At 75.1% G+C, this 15,837-nt stretch carries 13 protein-coding genes; 4 read left to right on the plus strand and 9 right to left on the minus strand.

What is annotated here, in order from left to right; genetic code table 11:
• Positions 1-30 precede the first annotated feature (30 nt).
• The 3 genes from PSD17_RS21785 to moaC are packed head-to-tail and all read right to left on the minus strand — an operon-like array spanning position 31 to position 1,423.
• Positions 31-459, minus strand: coding sequence for a molybdenum cofactor biosynthesis protein MoaE (locus PSD17_RS21785; protein WP_013677761.1), 429 nt, complete (start codon positions 457-459; stop codon positions 31-33).
• Positions 459-947, minus strand: coding sequence for a MogA/MoaB family molybdenum cofactor biosynthesis protein (locus PSD17_RS21790; RefSeq protein ID WP_013677760.1), 489 nt, complete (start codon positions 945-947; stop codon positions 459-461). The genes PSD17_RS21785 and PSD17_RS21790 overlap by 1 nt, the downstream gene beginning before the upstream one ends.
• Positions 944-1,423, minus strand: a complete 480-nt coding sequence (gene moaC / locus PSD17_RS21795) for a cyclic pyranopterin monophosphate synthase MoaC (protein ID WP_013677759.1) — start codon at positions 1,421-1,423, stop codon at positions 944-946. The genes PSD17_RS21790 and moaC overlap by 4 nt, the downstream gene beginning before the upstream one ends.
• 440 nt (positions 1,424-1,863) lie before the next feature.
• Between moaC and PSD17_RS21800 the strand changes: the two genes are divergently transcribed.
• The gene (locus PSD17_RS21800) at positions 1,864-2,565 is read left to right on the plus strand and encodes a transglycosylase family protein (RefSeq protein ID WP_339124331.1); all 702 of its coding nucleotides are present in this window, start codon (positions 1,864-1,866) and stop codon (positions 2,563-2,565) included.
• Between the two features lie 71 nt (positions 2,566-2,636).
• On the opposite strand, the gene PSD17_RS21805 is transcribed toward PSD17_RS21800, so the two are convergent.
• On the minus strand, positions 2,637-3,233 hold the full coding sequence (locus tag PSD17_RS21805) for a nucleotidyltransferase family protein (RefSeq protein WP_013677757.1): 597 nt from the start codon (positions 3,231-3,233) through the stop codon (positions 2,637-2,639).
• Between the two features lies 1 nt (position 3,234).
• The gene (locus PSD17_RS21810) at positions 3,235-3,414 is read right to left on the minus strand and encodes a hypothetical protein (protein WP_013677756.1); all 180 of its coding nucleotides are present in this window, start codon (positions 3,412-3,414) and stop codon (positions 3,235-3,237) included.
• Positions 3,415-3,520: 106 nt separating this feature from the next.
• On the opposite strand from PSD17_RS21810, the gene PSD17_RS21815 reads away from it, so the two are divergent.
• Both PSD17_RS21815 and PSD17_RS21820 read left to right on the plus strand, forming a co-directional pair.
• Positions 3,521-5,773 (plus strand): helicase-associated domain-containing protein, encoded by a 2,253-nt coding sequence (locus tag PSD17_RS21815; protein ID WP_339124334.1) that lies wholly within the window; start codon positions 3,521-3,523, stop codon positions 5,771-5,773.
• Positions 5,770-6,360, plus strand: a complete 591-nt coding sequence (locus PSD17_RS21820; protein WP_339124478.1) for an AAA family ATPase — start codon at positions 5,770-5,772, stop codon at positions 6,358-6,360. The genes PSD17_RS21815 and PSD17_RS21820 overlap by 4 nt, the downstream gene beginning before the upstream one ends.
• A 32-nt stretch (positions 6,361-6,392) precedes the next feature.
• On the opposite strand, the gene PSD17_RS21825 is transcribed toward PSD17_RS21820, so the two are convergent.
• From PSD17_RS21825 to PSD17_RS21840, 4 genes are all read right to left on the minus strand, one after another.
• Positions 6,393-6,989, minus strand: a complete 597-nt coding sequence (locus PSD17_RS21825) for a GTP-binding protein (RefSeq protein WP_013677753.1) — start codon at positions 6,987-6,989, stop codon at positions 6,393-6,395.
• On the minus strand, positions 6,970-7,890 hold the full coding sequence (locus PSD17_RS21830) for a DUF742 domain-containing protein (RefSeq protein WP_339124337.1): 921 nt from the start codon (positions 7,888-7,890) through the stop codon (positions 6,970-6,972). The genes PSD17_RS21825 and PSD17_RS21830 overlap by 20 nt, the downstream gene beginning before the upstream one ends.
• Before the next feature lie 75 nt (positions 7,891-7,965).
• Positions 7,966-8,388, minus strand: a complete 423-nt coding sequence (locus PSD17_RS21835) for a roadblock/LC7 domain-containing protein (protein WP_013677751.1) — start codon at positions 8,386-8,388, stop codon at positions 7,966-7,968.
• Positions 8,385-13,673, minus strand: a complete 5,289-nt coding sequence (locus PSD17_RS21840) for a nitrate- and nitrite sensing domain-containing protein (RefSeq protein ID WP_339124340.1) — start codon at positions 13,671-13,673, stop codon at positions 8,385-8,387. The genes PSD17_RS21835 and PSD17_RS21840 overlap by 4 nt, the downstream gene beginning before the upstream one ends.
• A gap of 476 nt (positions 13,674-14,149) precedes the next feature.
• On the opposite strand from PSD17_RS21840, the gene PSD17_RS21845 reads away from it, so the two are divergent.
• Positions 14,150-15,811: a DNA repair helicase XPB gene (locus PSD17_RS21845; RefSeq protein WP_339124342.1), complete on the plus strand. Its 1,662-nt coding sequence runs from the start codon at positions 14,150-14,152 to the stop codon at positions 15,809-15,811.
• Positions 15,812-15,837 lie beyond the last annotated feature (26 nt).

The following is a 15,837-nucleotide window of genomic DNA, read 5'->3' on the forward strand; positions in this document are numbered from 1 at the left end:
CGTTGCGCCGCAACCGGTGCAGCCGATGGATCAGGTCGAGTTGACCCACTCGTCGGAGCCGTCGGTGAACACCTGGTGCTTCCACACCGGGAGCAGGCGCTTGACCTCCTCGACCAGCTCCGCGCAGGTCGTGAAGGCCTCCCGGCGGTGATCGGCGGCGACGGCGCAGGCAAGCGCCACGTCGCCGATCCCCAGTGTCCCGACGCGGTGGCTCACCGCGATCGCCCGGACGCCCGTCGCGCGGCCCGCGACGTCGGCAGCCACCTCGGCGACGACCCGCGCCGCCGTCGGGTGGGCGCTGTACTCCAGGCCCCGCACCGAACGGCCGCCGTCGTGGTCGCGCACCACGCCCGCGAAGGTGACCACCGCGCCCGCCTCGGCCCTGTCGACCAGCCGGGCGTGCTCCTCCACGTCGAGCGGCTCCTCGCCGACGGTGGCGCGCAAGACTTCCGCGGTCATCAGTGATCGCCTCCCCTGAGCTGGTCGACAGCGTGGTCGAGCACCGCGTCGAGGACCGAGAGCCCGTCGCGCACACCGCCCGTCGAGCCCGGCAGGTTGACCACCAACGTGCGCTCGACGACGCCTGCGAGCCCCCGCGACAGCACCGCCGTGGGCACCTTCGGGGCGCCCGCTGCGCGGATCGCGTCGGCGAGGCCCGGAATTTCGTAGTCCAGCAACGCCCGGGTCACCTCCGGCGTCGCGTCCGTGGGGGAGATGCCGGTGCCCCCGGTGGTGACGACGACGTCGACGCCCGTCGCCACCGCGGCGCGCAGCGCGTCGGCCACCGGCTCGCCGTCGGGTGCGACCGTCGGCTCGGGGCATTCATACCCCTTGCTGCGCAACCATTCCACGATGATCGGCCCGCCCCGGTCGGCGTAGACGCCCGCCGCGGCGCGGTTCGACGCGGTGACGACATGGGCGCGGCGCGGCCGGTCGGTGCCGGTCACGCGCGCTCCTCGGGCCGGGTCCAGCTGCCCGTCTTCCCGCCGTCCTTGCGCTCGACGCGCACGGCGTCGAGCACCGCGGCGGGATCGACGGCCTTGACCATGTCGTGCAACGCGAGCCCGGCGACGGCAACGGCCGTGAGGGCCTCCATCTCGACGCCGGTGCGGTCGGTGGTGCGCACGGTCGCCCGGATGCCCACGCGGTCACCGTCGGGCTCCAGGTCGACGACGACGCCGCTCAGCGCGATCGGGTGGCACAGCGGGACGAGGTCGGGGGTGCGCTTGGCGCCCATGATCCCGGCGATGCGCGCCGTCGCGAGGGCATCGCCCTTGGGCAGCCCGTCGCGGCGCAGCAGGTCGACGACCTCGGCCGTCGTGCGCAGCACGCCCGTGGCGACGGCGGTGCGGGCCGTCGGCTCCTTGCCGGTGACGTCGACCATCCGCGCGGCGCCGGCACTGTCGATGTGGGTGAACTCCACTCGTCGACCCTACGACGTGGACGTGAGCTGCGTCGCGCCCGCCCACCGGTCCGCGGTGAGGTGTCGAACTGTGAGCTGTCTCACGTTCACGCAACCTGCAAATTGGGATTCGCCGAGTTACCGCTTCGTGATACAGGTGGCGTCACCTGCGGAAACACATCAATGTGACGACGACCGGCCGCGGCCGTGTGTGACGCTCGGCCCACGCCGATTCACTCGATCGAGTTTGCGATCCGGCGCGGCCGTCGTAGCGTCGCCGTCGGCCCGTTCCGAACTCCCCATTGCGGCCGGGCCTCGGTGATGCAGCGCCCGCCCTGTCCGGTGTCACCGATCCCCCGACAGTCTCCGCCGGACAGGGCGGTTTCCCGGGCCTCCGAGCCCGACTGCCCGTCTCCCCAACGTGGCAGGGAATCCGAGATGCGCGGCGACGGAGAATTGTCATGGCCCGCTACCGCGGTCAGCACCGCAAGACGTCCAGCACCGCCCGCACCCTCGCCCGTACCGCCGTCGCAGGCGTCGTCGTCGGTACCCCGCTCCTGGCCCTCGCCCCCGCCGCCACCGCGGCGACCGACGCTACCTGGGACCGCGTCGCCCAGTGCGAGAGCGGCGGAAACTGGGCCATCAACACCGGCAACGGCTTCTACGGCGGTCTGCAGTTCACCGCCTCGACCTGGAAGGCCTACGGCGGGACCGCGTACGCGCCGCAGGCGAACCAGGCCACCCGGGCGGAGCAGATCGCCGTCGCGGAGAAGGTGCTCGCCGGACAGGGCTGGGGCGCCTGGCCCGTCTGCTCGAAGAAGGCCGGTGCCAGCGGCGGTTCGACCCCGCGCGAGGTTTTCGCCCAGGCCAGCGCCCCCAAGGCGCCGAAGAGCACGCCTGCAAAGCCGGTCAAGCCCGTCAAGCCCGTGGAGTCGACGGCCGGCAAGCCTGCCGACCCGCCTCCCGCCGCCCGCGAGTCGATCCGTGCCGACAAGCCCGCCGAGGCCGCCACGGGCGACTACACCGTCGTCGCGGGCGACACGCTCAGCGGGATCGCCCAGACGCACGGCGTCGCGGGCGGCTGGAAGGCGCTCGTCGCCAAGAACCAGGTGTTCGCCGCCAACCCGAACCTGATCCACCCCGGCGACAAGGTCGCCCTCTGACGCGCCTCCAGGCGTCGGCGACGGCCACCGCGGATCCACTCCCGCGGTGGCCGTTTCGCGTGCCGGAGCGGCTACGTCGCGTCCGGGAGCGGTGACGAGGTCCGGCGGGCGAGCTGCTCGGGGGTGTCGACGTCGTCGGGCTCGGCGACGTCGCCGCACTCGACCAGCGTCAACGCCGGGTTGCCGGCCAGGTAGCCGCGCGCGCCGGCGTCGCCCGTCGCGGACAGCGCCACCGGGGCCCAATGAGACCTGCCCAGTAGGACGGGATGACCGGCCCTGCCGCCGTAGGACGCGCGCGCGAGCACGTCGGGCCCCGCGAGCGCGGACAGCCGCCCGATCGCGGCGGCGGTGACACCGGGCAGGTCGACGAGGTGGACGACGGCGGCGTCGACGTCCGGTTCCTCCCGCAGCGTCGCGAGACCGGCGCGCAGGGACGCGCCCATGCCCTCGGCCCAGTCGACGGCCTCGACGGCCGTCACGTCCGCGGGCAGCAGCAGGCGGACCTCGTCGGCCGCGGCGCCCACGACGACGACGAGCGGCGCGCAGCCGGCGGCACGCAGTACCTCGACCGCCCGCAGGACGAGCGGCTCGCCGTCGAGCCGGACGAGTGCCTTGGGCCCGCCCATCCGGCGGCCGGCGCCGGCCGCGAGCAGCAGGCCCGCCGGCACGCTACTTGTTGATCTCGGTGACGGGGTGCGTGTAGGGCACCGAGTCGAGCGGGAACTCGATGTCGCCGAAGGGGGACAGAGAGCCCTGGACGTCGCCGAGGAGCTCGGTGACGGGGTGCTCCCCGTCGGCGAGCTGCGGCCAGTTCGGGTCGATGCGCGCCGGGCGGCTCGGGTTCGCCACGGTGTCCTCCTCGTGTGGGGCCCGGGCCGTCCGGGCCGCCGTCTACCCGGATTATCACCCATCGCCGCCGCGTGCCCGTCGCCCCCGGCCAAGTACCGTGGACGGGATGCCCACACCCCTGGTCGACCGGCTGCGCGCCGAGAGCGACGAGTTCCTCGTCGCTCTCCTGCGGCTGCGCCCCGACCTGGCCGTTCCCGCTCCCGCCGACCTCACGGTGCTGGCGACGCGAGCGGGCATCCGGGCGTCGGTCCACCGGGCGTGTGACGATCTCGACACCCTCGTCCTGGCCGTGCTGGAGGCGCTCGTCGTCATCGGGGCCGACAGCGAGCCCGCCGAACAGGCCGAGCTCACCCGGCTGCTCGGCCCGGACGTGCCCGTCGCGGAGATCGACCGGGCGATCGGTGAGCTGCGGGCCAGGGCACTCGTCTGGGAGTCCGGCGACGGCTGGGCGCTCGTCCCCGCGGCCCGCGAGGTCGTCTCCCGCTTCCCCGGCGGGCTCGGCCGCCCGGCGCAGGGGCTCGCGGGCTCCAGCGACCTGCCGCGGCTGCTCGCCGAGGTCACCGAGGAGGAGCGGCGCGTGCTCGACGCGCTCGCTGCCGGTCCACCCATCGGGCGCAGCCGTGCGGGCGCCGACCCCGACAGCCCCGTCGGCCGGCTGCTCGCCCGCGGGCTGCTGGTGCGCCTCGACCCGGAGACCGTCGAGCTCCCGCGCCAGGTCGGGCTCGCGCTGCGTGGAGAGCGGCCGCTCGGGCAGGTCGCTGTCCGCCCGCCGACGCCCCGCACCGTCGACCGCGGCGCCGACACCGTCGACGCCACTGCCGCCGGCGCCGCCCTGGAGCTGCTGCGCCGTGTCGAGGCCCTGCTGGCGCTCTGGGGCGATGCGCCGCCGCCGACCCTGCGGGCCGGTGGGCTCGGGGTGCGCGACCTGCGCCGGGTCGCCAAGGAGATGGAGCTCGACGAGTCCGCCGCCGCGCTCGTCGTCGAGGTGCTGGCCGCGGCGGACCTCGTCGCCGTCTCCGAGGGGATGCCGCCGGAGTACGTGCCGACGACCGCGTCGGACATCTGGGCCGCAGGCGGGCCCGAGCAGCGTTGGGCCCAGCTGGCCCAGGCGTGGCTGGAACTGCCGCGGCTGCCCGGGCTGGCCGGCACCCGCGACGAGGCGGGCAAGGCTCTTCCCGCGCTCGGGGAGGCTCTGCGCCGCCCGCTCGCCGTGCGCGACCGGCGACGCGTGCTCGAGGGCCTCGCCGAGCTGCCACCCGGCACCGCCGTGCGTAGCCCCGGCGAGCTCGTGAGCCTGCTCGCGTGGCGGGCACCCCGGCGCGGCGGCCGGCTGCGCGACGAGACCGTCACCTGGACCCTCGCCGAGGCGACCACGCTGGGCGTCGTCGCGCTCGACGCCCTCTCCGGCCAGGGCCGCGTCCTGCTCACCGACCCGGGCAAGGCCGCGGCCGCGCTGCGTGACGCCCTGCCCGAGCCGATCGACCACGTGCTGCTGCAGGCCGACCTCACCGCGATCGCGCCCGGTCGCCTGCAGCCCGACCTCGCGGCCGAGCTCGCACTCGTCGCCGACATCGAGTCCGCGGGCGGCGCCACCGTCTACCGGTTCACCGAAGCGAGCATCCGGCGCGCGCTCGACGCGGGCCGCACCGCCGACGACGTCCGCGCCCTGCTCACCGCGCGGTCCGCGACCCCGGTCCCGCAGGCACTCGGCTATCTCGTCGACGACGTCGCACGCCGGCACGGGCGGCTGCGCGGCGGGGTCGCCTCGGCGTTCCTGCGCAGCGACGACGAGACCCTCCTCTCCGAGGTGCTCGCCCACCCCGAGACCGGGCTGCTCGAGCTGCGCCGGCTCGCGCCGACCGTCGCCGTCAGCCCTCTGCCGCTCGCCGAGGTGCTCGACGGGCTGCGCGCCGCCGGATTCAGCCCGGCGGCCGAGGACGCCACCGGCGGCGTGCTGGATCTCGGCGAACGGGGTCGGCGCGTCGAGGCGCGCGGCCGGGCTGCCCGGACACCGTCGGGACCCGCCACCCCCGACGAGCAGCGGCTCGTCGCCGTCGTGTCGAAGATGCGGGCGGGCGACGCGCTCAGCGGGGTCCGCAGCAGCACCCGGACGGCCGCGAGGGTCCCGGGCGGAACCAGCGGCACCCTCGCCCAGCTGCAGCACGCCGCCGCCGTCCGCAGGCCGGTGTGGATCGGCTTCGTCGACGGCCACGGCGTCGCGGGCGAGCGGGTCGTGGTGCCCACGTCGGCAGGCGGCGGGGTCGTCGAGGGCCGGGACGTCGTCGACGGCGCGGTCCGCCGGATCCCGTTGCACCGCATCACGTCCATCGCGCTCGTCGAGCCGGGGGAGGACGGCTGAGCGCCGACGTCTGGGTCGTCGCGGGTGCGCCGGGGGCGGGCAAGACGACCGTCGCGGACCTCCTGCTCGCCCGCCTCGACCCGACCCCGGCACTGCTCGACAAGGACACGCTCTACGGCCCGTTCGTCGCCGCGACGCTGGCCGCCGGCGCGCGGCCGCCGGGTGAGCGTGAGGGCGACTGGTACGACGCGCACGTCAAGATCCACGAGTACGCCGGGCTCACCGCGACCGCCCGCGAGATCCGGTCACACGGCTGCCCGGTGCTGCTGTCGGGGCCGTTCACCGGCCAGATCCGCGACCGTGCCCGCTGGGACGCGTGGGTCCGCGACCTCGGCGGACCCGCGGTGCGGCTGGTGTGGGTGCGCTCCGACGCGACCACCCTGCGGCAGCGTCTCGAGGCGCGCGGCTCGGCGCGCGACACCGGCAAGCTCGCGGCGTTCGACGCGTTCGTGGCGCGGATGCGACCCGACGATCCGCCGCCCGTGCCGCACGCCGAGGTCGACAACCGGCGGGGTGCGGCACCCTTGCCCGCGCAGGTCGACGCGCTGCTCCGCGGTGGATGTCGACCGTCCCCGCCGCCGCGCTGACCGGGCGCGGCGGCGGGGACGACGTCAGGGCCTCAGCGGGCGGCCGACATCCGCTGCGTCATCGCGTGCTCGACCAGCGAGATCAGCGTCTGCTTCGTCGACTCGCGGTTGCGGGCGTCGCAGGTGAGGATCGGGACGCTCGGGTCGATCGCCATCGCCTCGCGGACGTCCTCGATGCGGTGCTGCAGCATCCCGTCGAACGCGTTGAGGCCCACGACGTAGGGCAGCCCGCGGTCCTCGAAGAAGTCGATCGCACCGAAGGAGTCGGCGAGCCGGCGGGTGTCGACCAGGACGACCGCGCCGATCGCGCCCCGGACCAGGTCGTCCCACATGAACCAGAACCGGTGCTGCCCGGGCGTGCCGAACAGGTACAGGATCAGGTCGGAGTCGAGGGACACGCGACCGAAGTCCATGGCGACCGTGGTGGTCGACTTGTTCGGGGTCGCGGAGAGGTCGTCGTGGCCCGCGCTCGCCTCGGTCATGACGGCCTCGGTCGTCAGCGGGACGATCTCGGAGACCGAGCCGACGAAGGTCGTCTTGCCCACGCCGAACCCACCGGCGACGACGATCTTGGCCGAGATCGTCGCCGTCGTCGCGACTGTCTGTGGCCTAGAGCCGACGGAGTCCACTCAACACCCTTTCCATCAGCGCGAGATCCGGCGACGCGCCGGCACTGCTCGCGGTCTGGTGCACCGTGACGACGCCGAGTCCCGCCATGTCGCCCAGCAGCACCCGCGCCACACCCAGGGGGAGCGACATGAGCGCGGCCACCTCGGCGACCGATCGGGCCTCTTCGCACAGCTCGGCGATGGCTCGGTGCTCGACCTGCAGCAGGCCGAGCTGACTGCGACCCTGCTGACTGGTCGACACCAGGGCCTCGATGGCGAGGTCCAGGCCCGACCGCGTCCGGCCGCGGGTCCAGGCGTAGGGCCGCACGAAGGAGGCCCCGGACGAGACCTCCTCGGCGTCGCCGACCCCGCGGATGTCGATCGGCGCGGTGGGCGCCGAGTCGGGCTGGTGCCCGTTGCCGCCGGTGGCGGGCTCCGGGACCGACGGGCGGGGGCCCGCCGGCTGGAACGACGACAGCCGCGGCAGTTCCGGCTGCGATTCCTGCTGCGCCGCCTGCGGGTTCTCCGTGTAGTGCCGGAGGACCTCGGCCACGTTGCGGGGCGCGCGCAGCGGCCGGTGCCGGGGCACGTCGATGGTCGGCGAACCCGACAGGAACGTGCTGTCGCCGTCGTCGTTGTGCTGCGGCCGCTGCACGGTGCCGCCTGCCGGCGCGTGGCCGGTGAGCCAGTCGGTCTCGTGGAACTGGACCGCGCTGTTCTCGTCCCAGGTGGGGCCGGCCTCGGCGTGCGCCGGGTACGGCGACGGCGGGCGTGGGCCGGAGCGCTTTCGCGTCCAGAACCGGCGTTCGGGCGCCTCGTAGTCCGGGTACTGCCCCGGACCCTCGTCGAGCGTGTACCCGTTGACGTCGGCAAAGGTCGGCTCGTCGGACTGCCGGCGTTCGTCGTCGGGACCGATGGTCATCGCGTTTCACCTACCTCTGCTGTCGACGTCGGACGGGGGGCCATGGTCGTCTCGCTCCTACCTGGTGCGGTCGGGTCAGGGCCCGAACGAGCCCTGCAGCTCGGCGCGCAGCTCCGGGGTGAGCAGCTGGCCGACGCGGTCGACGAGCAGCGTCATCTCGTAGCCGATGAGCCCGATGTCGCAGGTCGGCGACGCGAGCACCGACAGGCACGAGCCGTCGCTGATCGACATGAGCAGCACGATCCCGCGGTCCATCTCCACGACGGTCTGCACCACGCCACCGGCGTCGAAGCAGCGCGCCGCGCCCTGCGTGAGGCTCACGAGCCCCGACGACACGGCGGCGAGCTGGTCGGCCCGGTCGCGCGGCAGCCGGTCCGACGACGTCAGCAACAGCCCGTCGGCAGACACGACGATCGCGTGCGCGACGCCGGGCACGCGCTCGGCGAAGTTCGTCACCAGCCATCCGAATCGGCTCGGCTGCGTCTGTGGTGCGGTCACCTGGTCTCCTCGTCCTGTGTGCCCGCCCCCGCGGGCCGCGGCTCGGTGCTCCTCGCCATCCTGCCTTCGGCGAGTTCACGCTCTCGGCGGAGCCGGTTCTCCCGGCCCTGCCGAATACCTCTCTGATAGCTCGCCAGCCGGCCGCGAACCGCCTCTGCCGTCCGGCTCCCGCCGTCTCCGGCAGGCTCCGACGTCGACGACGCAAGCACGGCGGATCCTGCTGCACTGCCCGGTACGAGCCGCGCCCGGGGTCGCCGCTTGGGCAGACCCGCGGCCGTGAACTCCCCGGCGGAGGTCTCGGCGTTGCGTTCCGCGGCCTGCCAGCCGGCGTCGGCGGTGCTGGCGAACTCGTCCTGGGCGCCGGTGCCCGCGGGCGCGCCCTCCGGGGTGCGCTGTGGCAGCCCACCCGGGCCCTGCGCGGTGCCCCCGGACCCGTTCGGGCCGGCGGGCGTGTCCCCCGCCGGGGCGAAGACGTCGCCGAACCCGTTGCCGCCGTTGGGGCTCGTCCCGGTGCCGGGCCGACCGTTCGGCGGCCGGGCGGGGGTGACGGGCGGCGGCCCGGACTGCAGCGGGTCCGCGTCGAACGGGAGGCCCGTCGGAGCGGCGGCGCCGTCCTGCGGGGCTTCGTCGGCCCAGGTGATCGGGACCGGCCGGTTCGAGCGGAACCATGCCGACGCGATCTCGGCGAAGATCGGCGTCGAGAACCCGTCGTCGGCCTGCTCGGCCGCCGCGGGTGCCGGGGGTACCGGACGGGGCGACGGTCGGCCGTAGGGCGGCGGGACGGGCCGCGCCGGGCGTGGTGCACCCGCGACGCCGCCGGGCTGTCCGGTGCCGCCGGGGGCCGGCGGGGTGGCCGGGGTCCGCTGCTGACCGGTGCCGGACTGCTCCCCGGTGCCGGTCTGCTGCGGGCCGGTCTGCTGCGGGCCGCGGTGCGTGACGACTGGCTGCTGCTGGCCGCCGCCCGGCTGCTGCTGGCCGGCACCGGGTCCGGTCGGGGCGTGCGCGGCGGCGGGCGCCGGGGACCCCGGGCGGTCGGCCGTGGCCGGGCCGGTGGCCGGTGCCTGTCCTGCCGGTGCCTGTCCTGCCGGTGCCTCGTCCCCGGGGCTCCGGGCCGGCGGTGTCTGGGCTGTCGGTGTCTGGGCCGCGGGCTGGGCACCGGCCGGTCGGGTGCCGGAGGGCCGGTCGGCGGACCGGTCGTCGGGCGAGACCGCTGCGTCGCTGCGGGCGGCCGCCGCGGCAGCGGCAGCAGCGCCGGCGACGGCAGCGGCGGTACCCACGTTCGGCGTGCCGGTCGTGCCGCCCGATGCGGGACCACCCGCGGCCGGGTCACCGGAGGTCGGGCCATCCGCCTGGCTACCGGTGGCGGCCGCCGGGCGAGGCGTCTCGCGCGGCTGGTCGCTCGCCGCCCCACCCGTGGTCCGGGCGTCCGCGGGCGCCCCGGGAGCCTGACGCGCGGCGGGTTCCGCCGGCTGGTGCGGCGCAGGCGGCAACGCGGACGGCGGGCGGGCCACCGACGGCTGAGCAGGGGGCTGGGACGCCGCAGGGCGCGACGGCGAGGGGCGCTCCTGCCCGGCGCCGGCCGGCGCCGACGTGCCCTGCTCGACCGGCGTCTCCGCGATCGGCTGCCGGGTGCCGGACTCCCGGGACCCGGGCTGCTCGGCGGGGCGGGCGAAGTTCCCGGCGCCGGGGATCCGCCTCGGGAGCAGCGAGGGGCCCGGTCCGTCGACCGACGATCCCGGACGCGCGGCCTCGGGAGCGGGTCGTGGGCGCACCGGAAGGGCCGGGCTCGCGTCGGAGGCGGGCCGGGGTGCACCGGCGTCGCGCGTGGCCGCGGTCGTCCCGCCCTGAGCCGTGGCACCAGGAGACGTGGCCTGTTCCTCGGCCGCGTTCTCCTCGGGGGCCTTCTCCGTGGCGTCCGTCGCGTCCTGGGCGCCGGTCGCGCCGACACGAGGCTCGCCGGTGCTCGTCTCGTCGGCGTGCGCCCGGTCGGTCTCCGGCTCATCGGGGGCCGCCGCGGTCCGGGCGGCCGCGGACTCCGCCGGGGTGGCCGTGCGCTCGTCGGACGTACGGGTCCCGGAGGCGGAGCCCTCGCCCGTCTCCTCGGCGCGGTCGGCGGGACGACCCGGCTCGGCGGCGCCGGCGAGGCCGGCGGCGAGCGCCTCCCCGATCCCCGGCCGGCGACGCGGCAGGGCTCCGCCGGGCGTGGCCTCGGTGGGTCGGTCCGCGCCCTCGGTGGAGGTGGCCGGACGGCTGCTGTCCGTGTCCGCCCGGGCCTCGGCCTGCTCCGCGGTGTCGGCGGCGACCGTCGCGGCGGCGTCGGACGTCGTGGCCGCCGCTTCCGTCGCACCGGTCGTCGGCGTGCCCTGCCCCTCGCGGGACGCGTCGGAGGCATCGCCCGAGTCGGGGGCGCCGGGGGCCTCGGCGGCGTCGGGGGCGTCGTTCATGTCGGTCGGCACGACCGGCACGACCTCGGAGGCCACCGGCCCGATCGGACGGCGGACCCGGCGCGGGAGCGGCGGCGCATCGGAGCGCTGACCGACGATCCGGATCTCGGGCGCCTCGGTGCTCTGCGGGGCGGGCGAGGGTTCCGGCAGCCGCGGCCGCAGGGGCAGTGCCTGCGTCGAGGCGGCGGCCGCGCGGGCAGCGGTGGTCTCGTCGTCGGCGTGAGCGGACTCGTCGGCCCCGGCACCGGGCGCCTCGAGCGGCTCACCCGAGCGGGCACGACGCCGGGCCGCCATGGCGGCGGCGGCACCGCCGAGGGCGGCGGCGGCCGCACCGCGGGTCCGCGACCCACGACCCGAGGGGCGCGCGTCGGCTGCCGACTCGCGTACGTCGGGCGCCGTGTCGGGTGCGGTCGCGTAGCCGTGTGCGGCCCGCAGCTCCTCCTCGGGCACGACCGGGCCCGCCAGCGCCCAGCCGGTCGCCGGGTCGGGACCGGAGGACGGCTCGGGCGCGGGCTCGGGCACGACGCTCGGGGCGCCGGGCGCCGGTCCGGCGAGCGCCCAGCCCTCGGGCCCGGACTCCTCGTCGTCGTCCGCGGGCTCGCTCGGCACGAACATCTCGCCGGGCGAGCGGCCGTTGGTGCGCGACCCGGTCAGCAGGTTCGCGCCCGGCCGCCGCGACGGGAGCGCGGAGGAGCCGTTGGTGCGATGCGCCGGGCCGGCGCCGTTGGCCGCGCCGTCGACGGTCTCCAGCGGCGGGATCGTCGTCCCGTCGGTGCCGACGACCAGGTCGGCGAGCGAACCGGTGGGCACGACGTGCCCGTTGGGGGTGAGCTGCTGGGGCAGGACGGGGAGCGGCGCGCCGTTGCCGCCCTGCTGCGACGGGACGGGCGGGAGGGCGCCGACGCCGCTCTGCGTCGAGCCGGCGCCACCGGCACCGGGGATCAGGTAGGCGGGCACCGCGACCGACGCCGTCAGGCCGCCGGCGCCGGACCCGCCGAGTCGCACGCCGATCCCGTGCCGCGCCGCCAGCCGGCCGACCACGAACAGGCCCATGCGCCGCGACGCCGAGACGTCGACCTGCGCGGGACCGCTGAGGCGCTCGTTGGCGTCGGTGAGCTCGTGCTCGGCCATGCCGACGCCGCGGTCGGCGATCTCGACGAGGATCGAGCCGTCGGCCGTGCGCGTGCTGCTCAGCACCACCTGTGAGTCGGGCGGGGAGAAGTTCGTCGCGTTGTCGAGCAGCTCGGCCAGCAGGTGGACGAGGTCGTTCGCGGCGCGGCCGACGACCGTGGCCGTCGGCGGCGACTGCACGACGATCCGCTGGTACTGCTCGACCTCCGAGACCGCCGCCCGCAGGACGTCGACCACCGGGACGGGCGCGATGTTGCGCTTGCTCAGCTCGGTACCCGCCAGGACCAGCAGGTTCTCGCTGTTGCGCCGCATACGGGTCGCGAGGTGGTCGAGCTGGAAGAGGTTGGACAGCTGGTCGGGGTCCTGCTCGTTGTTCTCCAGCTGCTCGATGAGCTGCAGCTGCCGTTCGACGAGGGCCTGGCTGCGCCGGGAGAGGTTGACGAACATGCTGTTGACGTTGGCCTGCAGCGCCGCCTGGTCGGCGGCGAGGCGGACGGCCTGGCCGTGCACGGCGTCGAACGCGCGGGCCACCTGGCCGACCTCGTCGCGGCTGTCGATCGGGACCGGCTCGACGTTGGCGTTGGGCGACTCGCCGGTGCGCAGGCTCTCGACGGCCTCCGGCAGCTGCCGCTCCGCGACGTCGAGCGCGCTGGAGCGCAGCAGCCGCAGCGACTTCAGCAGCGACCGCGCCAGCAGGACGATGATCGCGATGCCGAGCAGCAGGCCGAGCATCAGGATGACGGAGTTGATGCCCGCCTGGTTGCTGGCCGCCTCCTGGGCCGCCGTGGTGTCCTGCTTGAGCTGCGTGCCGACGGCCTGCGTCGACTTCTGCAGCACGTCGTCGACCGAGGTGTAGGCGGCGTCCCACGCGGCGGGATCGGTCGGCAGCGCCCTGCCCGGGGCCGTCTGCAGGATCCCGGCCTGGAGCTGGTTGCGGGCCGTGTTCGCGGGGTCGGTGCCGAACGTCCCGAACTGCTGCAGCTGCTCGGGGGTGAGCGCCAGCCGGTAGGAGTTGTACGCCGAGTTGTAGGCGCTCTCGGTGGCGTTGACCGTCGTCAGGTCGGACTCGGTGACCTTGCCGGCGGCGATCGCCGCGGCGACGACGGTGTGCTGCACCGCGAGCTGCTCGGCGGCGGTGTTGGTCGCGGTCAGCGCGTCGGTGAGGCCGGCGACGTCGGGCGTCGCGACCTGGCGCAGGATCGTCCGGTCGACGACGTCGACCTGCTGGATGACGTCGCCGTAGCGGTTGAGGACACCCTCGGTCGGCAGTGCCGTGCCCGTGGTGTCGCGCCGCAGGTCCTGCAGGGCCCCCTCGGTGCCGTCGAGCGACCGGGGGCTGACGCCGGTGTCGTCGTCGGCCGTGCTGCGCAGGGCCTGGACGGCCTTGGCCAGCTGGGCGTCGGTGGTCGCGGCCGCGGCGTCGACCGCGGCCCTGTCGCCGGTGCGGTTCGCAGCCACGAAGCGGACGGTGACGTCGCGCTCGGCGCGCATGGCGGTGGCCGCCGCGTCGACCTGGTCGCGGACCGCCAGCAGCTCGTTGCTCCGGCCCAGGCCGGCGGCCACGTCGGCCTGGTCGGAGATGCGCAGCGCGCCGAGACCGAGCGCCAGCAGGGTGGGCACCAGACCGACGATCAGGAGCTTGATCGACAGGCTCCAGTTGCGTGGGTTCAACCGTTCGGACCGCGATGGGCCACGCTCGGTGGTGGTCACGTCGAGAACTCCCTGCTGCCGGTCTGCGTCGAGACGTGGTTCGAGCCGTCCGAGGGTGACACGGACCCCCGACAGAGGTTGCGTGGTCGACGGAGGACAGAGCCGAGCTGTGCGTCCGCCGCGGTGGGTGGACGGCGCATGCCGGAACCGGGACGTCGTGCGACTACGGGGAGCATCGTGTCGATCCGTCGAGCCTTCTCTGGTGGGTCATCCGGACGGGGGAGACCGTCTGGACCACGTGACCTGCGCGACCCCGACACGCGGGTGTCGGGGGACGCCCGCTGTGGCGCCGAATAGGTACGATCGCGTCGGCTTACGTCTGCTCTTTCGGAGCCAGCGGAGTATATCGCGAGGTCGGTGCCCGCTTTCCCCGTCCGCCGCTCGATCGACGCCGGTCACATGGAGTGACCGATTGTCGCCGTTCGTCGACGTCGCAGGCCCGCCCGGCTCATCTTGTGCGTGCGAAAGGACTCTCGGTGCCCGACGGCCCACTCATCGTCCAGTCCGACAAGACCCTCCTGCTGGAGGTCGACCACCCGGCGGCGGGCGACGCCCGATCGGCGATCGCGCCCTTCGCCGAGCTGGAGCGCGCGCCCGAGCACGTGCACACCTACCGGGTGACCCCGTTGGCGTTGTGGAACGCCCGGGCCGCGGGGCACGACGCGGAGCAGGTCGTCGACGCCCTCGTCCGCTACTCGCGTTACGCGGTGCCTCAGCCCCTGCTGGTCGACGTCGTCGACACGATGGGCCGCTACGGACGGCTGCAGCTGTCGCAGTCGCCGGTCCACGGCCTGGTCATGACGGCGCTGGACCGCGCGGTGCTGGAGGAGGTCCTCCGGCAGAAGAAGATCGCGCCGATGCTCGGCGCGCGCATCGACGACGACACGGTCGTCGTGCACCCGTCCGAGCGCGGGCCCCTCAAGCAGGCCCTGCTCAAGATCGGGTGGCCCGCCGAGGACCTCGCCGGCTACGTCGACGGCGAGGCCCACGAGATCGCGCTGGCGCAGGACGGCTGGCACCTGCGCTCCTACCAGCAGGAGGCCGTCGACGGCTTCTGGCAGGGCGGGTCGGGTGTCGTCGTGCTGCCGTGCGGCGCGGGCAAGACGCTGGTCGGTGCGGCGGCGATGGCCCAGGCGAAGGCCACGACGCTGATCCTCGTCACCAACACCGTCTCCGGCCGGCAGTGGAAGCGTGAGCTCATCGCGCGGACGAGCCTGACCGAGGACGAGATCGGGGAGTACTCCGGCGAGCGCAAGGAGATCCGGCCGGTCACGATCGCGACCTACCAGGTCATCACCCGCCGGACGAAGGGCGAGTACCGCCACCTCGAGCTGTTCGACTCGCGCGACTGGGGACTGGTCATCTACGACGAGGTGCACCTGCTGCCCGCCCCCGTCTTCCGGATGACGGCCGACCTGCAGTCGCGCCGTCGCCTCGGCCTCACCGCCACGCTCGTGCGCGAGGACGGGCGCGAGGGCGACGTCTTCTCCCTCATCGGCCCCAAGCGCTACGACGCCCCCTGGCGCGACATCGAGGCCCAGGGCTGGATCGCGCCCGCCGAGTGCATCGAGGTCCGGGTGACGCTGACCGACGCCGAGCGCCTCGGCTACGCCACCGCGGACGCGGAGGAGCGCTACCGGATGGCCTCGACGGCGCGGACGAAGCTGCCCGTCGTCAAGGCGATCCTCGACCGGCACCCCGACGAGCCGACGCTGGTGATCGGTGCCTACCTCGACCAGCTCGACGATCTCGGCGAGGCCCTGAACTGCCCTGTCATCCAGGGGTCGACGAAGAACAAGGAGCGCGAGGCGCTGTTCGACGCGTTCCGCGCGGGGGAGGTCAAGCGGCTCGTCGTCAGCAAGGTGGCGAACTTCTCGATCGACCTGCCGGAGGCGACCGTCGCGATCCAGGTGTCGGGGACGTTCGGCTCGCGCCAGGAGGAGGCGCAGCGGCTCGGGCGGCTGCTGCGGCCCAAGGGCGACGGCCGGCAGGCGCACTTCTACTCGGTGGTCTCGCGCGACACCCTCGACACCGACTACGCCGCCCACAGGCAGCGGTTCCTCGCCGAGCAGGGCTACGCCTACCGGATCGTCGACGCCGACGACCTGCTCGGCCCGGCGTTGCCCGAGGTCGACTGACCGGCTCGGTTCCTCCCCCCGATCGA

The organism is Pseudonocardia sp. D17 (assembly GCF_036984265.1).
Lineage (GTDB): Bacteria > Actinomycetota > Actinomycetes > Mycobacteriales > Pseudonocardiaceae > Pseudonocardia > Pseudonocardia benzenivorans.